The 10,954-nt window shown below is 68.7% G+C and carries 9 protein-coding genes and 1 tRNA gene; 4 read left to right on the forward strand and 6 right to left on the reverse strand.

The genetic code is table 11. The annotated features are described in order from the left end of the window. Nucleotides 1-21: 21 nt before the first annotated feature. Complete coding sequence (locus ACFFQA_RS19940) at nt 22-564, forward strand: MOSC domain-containing protein (protein WP_377854157.1); 543 nt, start codon at nt 22-24, stop codon at nt 562-564. Then, complete coding sequence (locus ACFFQA_RS19945; protein ID WP_377854159.1) at nt 564-1,541, forward strand: serine hydrolase domain-containing protein; 978 nt, start codon at nt 564-566, stop codon at nt 1,539-1,541. The genes ACFFQA_RS19940 and ACFFQA_RS19945 overlap by 1 nt, the downstream gene beginning before the upstream one ends. Nucleotides 1,542-1,676: 135 nt before the next feature. On the opposite strand, the gene ACFFQA_RS19950 is transcribed toward ACFFQA_RS19945, so the two are convergent. Both ACFFQA_RS19950 and ACFFQA_RS19955 read right to left on the reverse strand, forming a co-directional pair. After that, a complete protein-coding gene (locus tag ACFFQA_RS19950; RefSeq protein WP_377854162.1) occupies nt 1,677-2,606 on the reverse strand; it encodes a hypothetical protein in 930 nt (309 codons plus the stop codon). Between the two features lie 564 nt (nt 2,607-3,170). Beyond that, nucleotides 3,171-3,244 (reverse strand) — tRNA-Thr (locus ACFFQA_RS19955). Between the two features lie 174 nt (nt 3,245-3,418). Between ACFFQA_RS19955 and ACFFQA_RS19960 the strand changes: the two genes are divergently transcribed. Further along, complete coding sequence (locus tag ACFFQA_RS19960; protein ID WP_377854165.1) at nt 3,419-4,951, forward strand: hypothetical protein; 1,533 nt, start codon at nt 3,419-3,421, stop codon at nt 4,949-4,951. On the opposite strand, the gene ACFFQA_RS19965 is transcribed toward ACFFQA_RS19960, so the two are convergent. Further along, nucleotides 4,948-6,159 carry a glycoside hydrolase family 88 protein gene (locus ACFFQA_RS19965; protein WP_377854167.1) on the reverse strand — a complete coding sequence of 404 codons (1,212 nt, stop codon included), beginning with the start codon at nt 6,157-6,159 and terminating at the stop codon, nt 4,948-4,950. The genes ACFFQA_RS19960 and ACFFQA_RS19965 overlap by 4 nt on opposite strands. Nucleotides 6,160-6,441: 282 nt before the next feature. On the opposite strand from ACFFQA_RS19965, the gene ACFFQA_RS19970 reads away from it, so the two are divergent. Continuing rightward, nucleotides 6,442-7,203 carry an SDR family oxidoreductase gene (locus tag ACFFQA_RS19970; RefSeq protein ID WP_377854170.1) on the forward strand — a complete coding sequence of 254 codons (762 nt, stop codon included), beginning with the start codon at nt 6,442-6,444 and terminating at the stop codon, nt 7,201-7,203. Here ACFFQA_RS19970 and ACFFQA_RS19975 read toward each other — a convergent pair whose 3' ends face one another. The 3 genes from ACFFQA_RS19975 to ACFFQA_RS19985 form a co-directional block, all read right to left on the reverse strand. Further along, nucleotides 7,204-8,412: a DNA polymerase III subunit delta' gene (locus tag ACFFQA_RS19975; protein ID WP_377854173.1), complete on the reverse strand. Its 1,209-nt coding sequence runs from the start codon at nt 8,410-8,412 to the stop codon at nt 7,204-7,206. 77 nt (nt 8,413-8,489) lie between these two features. Continuing rightward, nucleotides 8,490-10,439 carry a bifunctional MFS transporter/dTMP kinase gene (locus ACFFQA_RS19980; RefSeq protein WP_377854175.1) on the reverse strand — a complete coding sequence of 650 codons (1,950 nt, stop codon included), beginning with the start codon at nt 10,437-10,439 and terminating at the stop codon, nt 8,490-8,492. A gap of 52 nt (nt 10,440-10,491) precedes the next feature. After that, on the reverse strand, nt 10,492-10,911 hold the full coding sequence (locus ACFFQA_RS19985; protein WP_377854178.1) for a hypothetical protein: 420 nt from the start codon (nt 10,909-10,911) through the stop codon (nt 10,492-10,494). Nucleotides 10,912-10,954 lie beyond the last annotated feature (43 nt).

Here is a 10,954-nt window from a genome sequence, read left to right on the forward strand (position 1 = left end):
GCCGCCGGAGGAAGCGACTCGATGAGCGGAACAGTCACGGCCGTGAGCCGCAACGCCACCTACTCGTTCACCAAGCCCAACCACGAGTCGATCCGGCTGCTGGCGGGACTTGGCGTCGAAGGCGACGCGCACATGGGCGAAACGGTCAAACACCGCTCCCGCGTGGCTCGCGACCCCAACCAGCCGAACCTGCGGCAGGTCCACCTCATCCACAGCGAACTGCACGCCGAACTGGCGGAAGCGGGTTTCACCGTCCGAGCGGGCGACCTGGGCGAGAACATCACCACCAGCGGCATCGACCTGCTCGGCCTGCCAACCGGCACGCTGCTGCACATCGGCGAGACCGCGGTGGTCCGGGTGACCGGCCTGCGCAATCCGTGTGCGCAGATCGACCTGTTCCAGAAGGGCGTGCTGCCCGCGGTACTCGGCCGTGACGAGAACGGCCAGGTGGTGCGCAAGGCCGGAATCATGAGCGTGGTCCTGACCGAAGGCGAAGTCCGGCCAGGCGACCAGATCCGGGCAGAAATGCCCGCACAGCCCCACGAGCCCCTCCGGCCGGTCTGATGGACGGCTCGGCGATCGACGCACTCGCCGCCGAGACCGGCTTCTCCGGCGTCGTCTCGGTGAGCCGTGGCGGGTCGGTGGAGTTCGCCAAGGCGTACGGCCTGGCCCACCGAGGCTTCGACATCCCCAACGAGCTCGACACTCGCTTCGCGATTGCCAGTGGCACCAAGGGTTTGACGGCCCTCACCGTGGTGAGCCTGATCGAGAGCGGCGACCTCAGCCTGTCCACCACCGCGCGCTCGGTGCTCGGCGAAGACCTACCGCTCATCGACTCCCGCGTAACCGTCGAACACCTCCTGTCACACCGCTCGGGCATCGGCGACTACTTCGACGAAGAGTCCACGGGAGACATCTCGGACTACGCGTTGCCGGTACCGGTGCACGAACTGGCGACAACGGAACAGTTCCTTGCGGTGCTTGACGGTCACCCCACCAAGTTCCCACCGGATTCACGATTCTCTTACTGCAACGGCGGTTTCGTCGTTCTCGCACTGATCGCGGAACGCGTGAGCGGAGTGCCATTCCACGACCTGGTCCGCGCACGGGTCTGCGCTCCAGCAGGCATGCACGACACGGAGTTCCTGCGCTCCGACGCACTCCCCTCGCGCACTGCGCTGGGCTATCTCCCAGATTCGCGCACCAACGTGTTCCATCTGCCAGTGCGCGGCAACGGAGACGGCGGCATCTACACGACCGCCGCCGACTTCAACTCCTTCTGGCCAGCCCTCTTCACGGGCCGCATCGTGTCGCGTTCATGGGCCGACGAGATGACGCGCCCGCGCAGTGATGCGGGCTCAATGCGCTACGGCCTCGGCTTCTGGCTGCACGCGTCGCGGGACGTGGTGATGCTGGAGGGCTACGACGCCGGAGTGTCGTTCCGCAGCGTGCACGCCCCTCACACGCGCCTGACGCACACGGTGATCTCCAACAGCTCGGACGGCGCCTGGCCCATCACCCGGCACCTCGACGCACTGTGAGTAGCATAGTTTATTGAGGAACCAATATACAATTTTGAATAAGTTCCAGCCCGAACAATATCGAGATAACACGAGTGAGCACTAATACACCAAAGCAGCACGCGATGTGCGACCTCAATAGATAGGACAAGCTCACTAGTCCAACTTCACGCGAGACTCGGGGATGTACCACTCCACACGCACACGCTCCTCCTCAGGCAAGCAATTTGCCCCGAGATAGACCTCATCGATAAGGTAGTGAAAGACCAACCTACGTCCCGATTTGGAGATGCTCTCCCACGTGTCACCGGAAGCCATCATGGCCTCCCTGACAAAAATCGGATTTGCTTCAAGTGACTCAAAGTCCGCCAAACGATCAGGGTCGCGCACCTCTGCCGCATAGCGTCCAGCTACGGCGCGAGCAAGAAGAGCCGGCTCCGAGTCCAGACGAGAAATAACCATTTTCGAAATACGCTCATGAACGAACTCTTCGTCGATCTCGATCGAGTCGTCATCCAAGATAAAAGGCCCCCAATAAGGAGAGCTGTCGCCGCACAGGTAGCCGCCCTGCAAGATCTCAAGGAGCTTACGCAGATATCTTTCTTCTCCCAGTTCGGCTACCAATCTTTGATTCACCTTCACCCAGTCTTCAGCAGAAATAATGGGTTCGTGCGGAAGCGCGAGAGTAGGGTCTATTTCGATAGCATTCACTGGGTTCATCATCAGCATCGCAACCTTTCCCGCCGTCCACCCATCACCTTCCTCCTCATCAATAAAGGCGCCTTCCTCGCCGCGCACAGAATCCGGAGCCCGATCTCCGCCGATCGCATCACCAAAAGCAGCCCTCCAAAGGCGAATGAACCTAACAATTTCGACTTCAGGATTCCTTATCGAAGTACAGCTATCAACAAGCATCATGACAATCGTCTGAACTGTCTCCCAACGAGGCTTGCCCTGGCCAATAAAGACAGACCTAATGCTCTCATGACTGGCCGTCGCAGGATAATCTCCTTCTGCGATACTTTTACTCATTCCCCTCAACGACGGATAGCCTGCCGCCGCATGCAACTCTTCGAGCGCTGCCACAAAATCTCTCTGCGGCCCCGGAGACATTCCTTTCGACCCTGACTTCACTGCCCTACCTCCGTCTTTCTTCAGCCGCGGCAACCGTCGCTAATCTCAGCGCGAACGAGTCCGCTCAGCCGATGCCTTCTGTCAAGTTTTGTCTAAAAGTGTCAGAGATCGTCTAGGCAACCAGGAGCTGCGCAACGATCAGTCGATCAGAGACCTGCACGATTTGAGGAGCACGGATCTTCGTGATCGAGATTGCTGGACACCCCGTCCAAGTTGCCGTTCTCACGTTTGGCATAGTCATGATCGGGGTGACAGCGAGGTGGATCGCCCTGTTGCTGTGCCTATTCGTGATAGCCGTGTCACGTGATCGAGACCGGCGATCGGATGTCTTGACATACGCCAAGGTGCTCCTCAGACCAGGGACGGTCCGGAGGCCCGCCGCGGCGGCCCAGAGGCCGGCGAACACGAGGACGAAGCATACGGCTACTGAAGACCCGGGCGGCGAACAAGACCTGCCAACCTGACCCGAGAACGAACCAGGGCGCCTCCCGGTGGGAAGCGCCCTGGTCCTCGCTGAGCCGCCTAAGGGAATCGAACCCTTGACCTACGCATTACGAGTGCGTCGCTCTGGCCGACTGAGCTAAGGCGGCGAGGCGAGATCAGTGTAGCGGGCCGGGGCTCAGGCTCCGAGCAGGTATCCCCACTTCGCCCTGACCTGCGGGAACGGTGAAGTCCGCACTGGGCGTCACCCTTTCGGTACCGGCGTCGTTAGGCACGGTGTGGTGCCCTGCGTCACACCAGCCCTGCGAGGAGGACGCCCGCCGATGCGTGCCCGCCGCTTGTCGATCGCCGTCGCTCTGCCGACCGTCGCGCTCCTCTCCGCGCTCTGCGCCGCGCCCGCGCTCGCGGCTCCGCCGACGACGCCGGTGCCCACGCCTGTCGACCCGAACCAGCCGCCTTTCACCAACCCGAACCCCATTCCACAGCCGGGACCCGTCGTCGGTGATGCGGGCGCGGGGCTCGGGTTGATCAGGGTGCTGCCCGGATCGGTGCAGACCGACGCGCCTGGGCTGACCGACGAGCAGGAGAAGCAGCTGCCGAAGCAGTCGGCCGGCGAGCTCGGGGTCGGACTGGCCATCGCGCAGGCCAACTCGCACGCCGTCTACGCGCACGACCGGGCGATCGCGGAGTCCTCGCCGTTCGGGTTCGCTCTCGGCGGGCGGGCGCCGAGGGTGCCGGGGGCGTTGGCGCAGACCGCCGTTCCGGACAACGCGAAGCCGACCGTCGGCGGGCTGACCCCGCCGGCGAACCCGTTGATCACCCTCGGGCTGCTCGAAGGATCGGTGCACGCGCGGTGGGACGACAAGCTCGGGCCGTGCGTGGAGCCGATCGCCGACGCCAGGACCTCGCTGGCCAGCCTGTCCGCGATCACCATGATCCCCTCTCTGCCCAAGGTCGCCGACCTCACCTCGACCGCTCCCGGCAGGACGGACCTGATCGAAGCCGCCAAGCAGCTGGCCGCTCCGCTGAGCCAGCTCGGTGGGCTGCTCTCCACCAGCGGCTCCCTCGTGCGGCTGCCGGAAACAATGAGTGCGCAGTCCACCGTGCGACTGGTGGACGTTCCCGGGCAGAGCGGCAAGGCGGTCAGCTCCGTCTCCACGGTCCAGCTCGCGAGCGTCCAGCTGCTCGCGGGTACTCCGCAGGAGATCCGGATCGACGTGGTCAGCAAACCGACTCTGGCCGCGCTGTCCACCGGCGATCCCAAGACGTCCAAGGTCACCTACACCGCGCCGGTGCTCCGGGTGTCGCAGGGCGGCAAGACGCTCGGCACGCTCGACGCCGCCAATCCGAGGCTGGACGTGCCGGTGGGAATTCCCTTGCCGGGCTTGGGTGATCTGCCGAAGCTGCCGATCATCGGCGGGCTGCTCGGCAACGGTGCCGCGCTGCCAGCGAACCTGCGCAAGCTCGACATCGGCGTGCTGCGGTTGCAGGTGGGGCAGCTCAACGAGAAGCGCGACGGCAGCTCGGTGGGCGCGGTCGCGCGGCTGATGGACCTTCAGCTGCTGCCGACCGACGCGCTCGCGCTGCCGGGGCTACCCGCCGCGCTCGCCCAGGTCGCCTTCGGTGAGCAGGTCGCGCGTGCGGCGGCGCCCGCGGGTGGGGTGGTGTGCAAGGCGATCACGCCGACCAGCCCGCAGGCCGTTGCCCCACCGCAGCCGCAGGGATCCCCGCCCGGTCCCGAGCTGGCATACACCAACGCGGCCTATCAGACGGTTCCGCTGTTCTGGGTCGGGACGGTGCTGCTGCTGGTCGGCGTGATCATGGTTTCGGCCCTGCCGGACCGCCGACGCGCCTAGAGGCCGATCGCCGCGCCGAGCTCCGCGGGCCGGAACAGCCTCAACAGCGCCTCCACGTAGTAGTAGTCGCCGTAGGGCAGCGACACCTCGATGCCGCCCTCAGCGCTGCGGTGGCGAGTTCCGCGCGCGACGATCGCTTCAGCGCGCGTGGACCTCGTGGTGAGGCAGGTGTCGGTGATCGCGCCCAAGACCGTCGTCGCCGTGTCGCGGTAACGGGCGTTGCCGGTGATCTTGGCGAGGTCCAGCAGGCCGCACGCGGTGATCGCGCCCGCCGAGGAGTCCCTGATGTCGTTGGGCGCGTACGGGGAGCGGTAGTCCCAGATCGGCACCGGGTCGGTGCGCAGGTACGGCAGCACGTGGTCGGCGAGCTTGGTCGCCACGTCGAGGAACTCGCGCTGACCGGTCCGCCGGTAGACCGTGGTGAACCCGTAGATGGCCCACGACTGGCCGCGTGACCAGCACGAGGTCGGGCTGTAGCCCTGCACGGTGTTCGGGCCGACCGGCGCCCCGGTGGCCGGGTCGAAGTCGAACACGTGCGGGGTGGAGCCGTCGGGCCGGACGAAGTGCCTCGCGGTCGTCCTGGCGTGGTCGACGGCGATGTCGGCGTACTTGCTGTCCCCGGTCTCCTTGCTGGCGAAGAACAGCAGGTCCAGGTTCATCATCGTGTCGATGATGACTCGGCCCGCGTTGCCGGGGTCGTTGATGTGGCCCCAGGCGCGGAGGAACCTGCCCTTGGCGTTGTACCGCCGGATCAGCGAGTCCGCGGCCTGGATCGCGCCGTCGCGCCACTCGCGGTTGCCGGTGAGCCGCCACGCCGTCACCCACGACGGGTAGAACAGGAAGCCCAGGTCATGGGTGCCCAGGTCGGTGCGGCGCGGGGCCAGGCGCCGGGCCGACTCCTCCGCGAGCCGCCGGAACAACGGGTCCTTGGTCTCCAGGTGGGCGAGCCAGAGCAGTCCCGGCCAGAAGCCACCGACCCAGCCCCCACCGTCGGTGTAGATCCACTTCTCGAACTTCGTCTCCTCCGGGAACCGGGTGATGCCCGGCGCCACCGCGCGCAGCTTGCGCACGGCGTAGTCGAGCCCGTCGCGCAGGGCTCGCGGGTCGGCTTTGGCCGGGGCCGCCTGGACCGGCTGTGCCACAAGGGGAAGGCCGGCGGCCGCCGCCGCGGCTCCGCCGAGGACCAGCCTCCTGGAAAGCGCTGTCATCACTGCCCTTTCGTCGCGGCGGCGGCTTTGAGGCGTGAGCAAGGGGGATACGAGGCGGCTTGCGGAACCTTGTTCCGCCGGGCGGAACGTAGTTCCATGTGCTGCGAAGGACATGGTGGCACCGACTGCCGGGTGAGCGGAATAGGCCACCGGGCGGAACCGACGCTTCGGGGAGGATGCGCATGGCGGCATGGCACGGCCGCACCGGGTTCCCTTTCACCATGGTGAAATCCCCGGTCACGTGCTCCACTGTGGACCGGACGGGACCTGCTGGAGTCCACAGTGGATGTTTCTGAGCTGTTCTCGCTCCGCGGCCGCACCGCGCTGGTCACCGGGGCTCGCACCGGCATCGGCAGGGCCGTTGCGGTCGGCCTCGGCGCGGCGGGCGCCGACGTGGTGCTGCTCGGCCGGACCGACGACCTCGACGAGGTGGAGTCGGAGGTCCGCGCGACCGGGGCGGACGCCCACCGGGTCGTGCTCGACCTCAGCGACCCCGAGGCCGTCGGACCCGCCATCTCCGGGCTGCTCGCCGAGTGCCAGATCGACGTGCTGGTCAACAACGCCGCGATGATCCACCGCGAACCCGCCGCTGAGCTGCCCCTCCACCAGTGGCGGCGGGTGCTGTCGGTGAACCTGGACTCGGCGTTCGCGCTGGCCCAGGCGGTCGGCGGGCCGATGCTCGCCAGGGGTCGCGGGAAGATCATCAACATCGCGTCGCTGCTCAGCTTCCAGGGCGGCATCCTGGTCTCCGGCTACACCGCGAGCAAGCACGCGCTCGCGGGGCTGACCAAGGCGCTGGCCAACGAGTGGGCCGAGCGCGGGGTGCAGGTCAACGCGATCGCCCCCGGCTACATCCGGACCAACAACACCGCGCCGCTCCAGGTGGACCCCGTGCGTGAGCCCGCGATCCGCTCCCGCATCCCGGCGGGCAGGTGGGGCGAGCCGAGCGACATCGTCGGCGCCGCGGTGTTCCTGGCGTCGTCGGCGTCGGACTACGTCAACGGGCACACGCTCGTCGTGGACGGCGGCTGGCTCGGCCGGTGATCAGCCCTGGTGCAGAGAGGTGAGCATCGCCTCGATGGCGATGCGGGGCTTCACGTTCTGCCCCAGCGCCTCCCGGCACCGCAGCACCGCTTCCAGCCTGCGCAGCGTCGAGTCGGCGCTCCACGAGGCGGCCGCGGTCCGGACGTCGGCGGCGCGGTCGGGGTGGTTCAGCGTGACCTCGGCGCCCATCGAGGCGGTCAGCACGTCGCGGTAGAACCCGGCGAGGTCGATCAGCGCCAGGTCCAACGCGTCCCGCTGAGTCCTCGTCGCCCTGGACTTCTGCCGCTTCTCCAGCTCCCGCAGCGCCGCCTTGGCACCGCGCTCCGCCGCCGCGACACCGCGTCCGGTGCCGCCGGAGCCCATCGCCGTCTTCAGCGCGTCCTTCTCCGCCTCGTCCCGGGTCTCGCTGACCGCGCTGGCCTCGGCCTCCGCGGTCTTCACCAGCTCGTCGGCCTTGGTGAAGACATCACCCAGCCTGCGCAGGCCGAGCGGGATGCCCAGCACCGCCTCGCGCCGGGCCCGCACCGCCGGGTCCGTGGCGAGCCGGTGCGCCCGGCCGATGTGACCGGCGCTGACCGAGGCCGCCCACTCCGCCATGTCGCCGGGGACGCCGTGGCGCTCCTGGAGCACCTGTGCGATGGCCCAGGCCGGTGGCGTGCGGAGGTTCAGCGCACGGCACCGCGAGCGGATCGTCACCGAGATGTCCTCGGGGTGGTCCGACGGCGCGCACAACAGGAACACCGTGCGTTCCGGCGGCTCCTCGATCGCCTTGAGCAGCGCGTTGGCCGCGCCCTCCGTGAGCCGGTCGGCGTCGGAGATGATCACGACCTGCCAGCGGCCCGTCGTCGGCCTGCGCGCGGAGATCTGCACCAGCGCGCGCATCTCCGCCACCGCGATGGACAGCCCCTCCGGCACCACGACCCGGACGTCCGGGTGGGTGCCCGCGAGCACCGTGCGGCACGCCTGGCACTCCCCGCAGCCGGGAACGTCGCCCCACCCGGCCGAGGAACACTGCAACGCCGCCGCGAAGGCCCTGGCAGCCGTGGAGCGCCCTGATCCGGGCGGACCGGTGAACAACCACGCGTGGGTCATCGCCCCGGGCGTGACGGGCCGTCCGCACACCAGCTCGTCGGCCGCGCGGGCCGCGGCGCCGAGCACGTCGACCGCCTCCGGCTGGCCGACCACCTCGGCCCACACCCCAGTGGTCACGGGCGCACCCCGCGAACGCGGTGCGCTCCGAGCAAAGCCGCTGTGGTGATTGGTTCGCTCGCACGCGCGCTCACGTCTTACCCCGCTTCGGAACTCGCCAGGGAGCCATCGGTCGGAGGCACCGTAACGCGCCGCGCCGACAGCGCGGGAAGCACCGCCTCCCGCACGCGTTGTGCCACCTCCTCCCGATCTCCGTCCGCGTCGACGACCACGTACCGGTCCGGGTCCGCCGCGGCGAGCTCGGTCAGCACGTGTCGCCAGGTGTGCTCGATCCGGCCGGTCGGCACGGCGGGGGCACGGTCGAGCAGCACCGTGACCTCCGGCCGCAGCCGGCCGGTCGCCCAGTCCGCGAGCCCCTCGGGAGCGTCCGAGGTCGGCTCGCACACCAGCACCACGACCGAACCGGCCTCCAGCGCGGGGAGCACCTGCCGCTCCACCACGTCGGCGCGCACCGCCGCGGCCAGGAGCGTGTGCGCGCGCCGACCGGTCAGGCCGCTGTGTTCGGCCAGGTCGCGCAGGCGCTCGCCCTCCAGTGCCGGGTCGCCCGCCAGCAGCACTCCGTGTCCACCCTCACGAAGCCAGCCAGCGAGCAGACGTGCCTGCGCGGCCGTCTCCGTGACGGTATCCCCCTCCACCGACAACAACAGTCCGCTGCCGGTTCGCGGCGTCCTGACCAGCGCGGCCAGCAGGTCGCGCACGCCGGAGCGCCGGTCGTCCATCTGCCGGTAGGCCACGACTCCGGCGAGGGCGGCGACGAGTCCGGCGGTCAGCAGCACCGGCCTGGTCGGGTCGATCCGCACCACGCGGCCGAGCACCTCGAAGCTCACCGGTGGGACCACCGCGACCAGCACTGGCACCAGCGCCATCGCGCCCATCAGCACCAGCCGCACCAGCGACTGCATGAACGCGACGGTCCGGCCGCGCACGGTGTCCTCCACCTGCGCCCCGATGATCGTCATGCCGGTCAGGAAGGCCGCCCCCGCCGAGGCGCCGACCAGCGCCACGGTCACCAGCGCGACCCACAGGTGCGGAGCGAGCGAGGCGGGGATCATCGCGACCCCGGCGGCGATGATCGCGGCGCCGAAGAGCCGGTTGTGCGGCATCCGCGCGGCGAGCCGGGGCGCGAACACCATGCCGACGCCCAGGCCGGAGAACACTGAGACGAACAGCAAGCCGTAGGTGCCGTCCCCGCCGGAGAGGCTGACCGCGTAGAGCTTGGCGCAGGCGATCACCGCGCCGCCCGCGGCGAACGCGCCCGCGATGCCGATGACCAGGCCGCGCACCAACGGGGTCGTTCCCACGAACTTGAGGCCATCCCTGACCAGCGAGAACAGGCTCTCGCCCGCCAGCTTCCCGGCGTCGTGGGCGCGGCTGGAGATCTCCGGGACCCTGGTCGCCACGGTGATCGCGTTGCCCAGGTAGATCACCGCGTTGAGCACCAGCGCGACGGCGATGGTCCCGGTCGGGCTGAGCTGCAGCGCGAGCGTCGGGCCGACCACGGTCAGCGCGGTGAACAGGCCGGAGGCGGTCACCACCGAGACGCCGTAGGTCATCACCATGTTCAACTGGTTGGCCGTCTCGACCTGGTCCGGCCTGCGCAGGAGGTTCGGCACGGCCGCGTCCTTGGCAGGCGCCCAGAACAGCGTGACCAGCTCCAGCAGGAAGGTCGCCGCGAACAGCCACCACAGCGAGCCCACCAGCGGCACGCTGACCAGCAGCAGGCAGCGCAGGACGTCGCAGATCGCCATCAGCGCTCGCCGGTCGACCTTGTCAGCGAGCGCGCCGGCGACCGGGGCGAACAGCAGCGCGGGCAGCAGCTTCGTCACGACGACGCCGCCGAGCGCGAAGCTCTGCGCCTGGTAACCGCTGGTCATGTTGGTCGCCAGCGCGGACAGCGCGAGCAGGGACAACCAGTCGCCGACGCTGCTCAGGGCGTTGACCGCCCACAGCCTGCGGAACGGCTGGATCGCCAGCACACTGCGGACCCGGTGTGCGGTCGAGACCGGCTCCGTTCCCGCGTCACCCACGTAAACATCACCCGTTCGCGTCAGCCGAAGCAGCGTTCAGCGTAACCGCGAGTCAGCGGGACAGGTGACCGACAACGGCGAAGAAGACGCTGGCCAGCACGATCGCGAAGAAGACCAGCACGGCCACACCGCAGCCCGCACCCGGGTTTCCGGGCTGCTGCGGCTGGGGTTGGGGCTGCGGGGGCGGTGGCATGGGCCGCATCGGCGGCCGAGCCGGACCTGGACCGCCCGACCGCTTCTGCCGCGGACGCTTCCCAGCCCCGGGCTGGGCCCGCTCGGCGGCGACGGCCTCGTCGATGGCGCGCTGGACGGCATCGGGATCGGGCAGGCCCGGTGGCCGGACGGAGATCCTCGGCTGGTCGTCGGCGAAACCGTCTGCGGACTCCGGCGGCGAGCTCAACGCGTCCGGGAAGAACCTGGGCGGCGGTGGAGCCTGCGTGCCGTCCTGGCCGAACAGCGCGTCCGAACCCATCGCCCTCACCTCCTCGCGCGAGTGTCCTACCCCGATGCGGCGC

The sequence above is a fragment of the Allokutzneria oryzae genome (genome assembly GCF_042429765.1).
GTDB classification, from domain to species: Bacteria; Actinomycetota; Actinomycetes; order Mycobacteriales; family Pseudonocardiaceae; genus Allokutzneria; species Allokutzneria oryzae.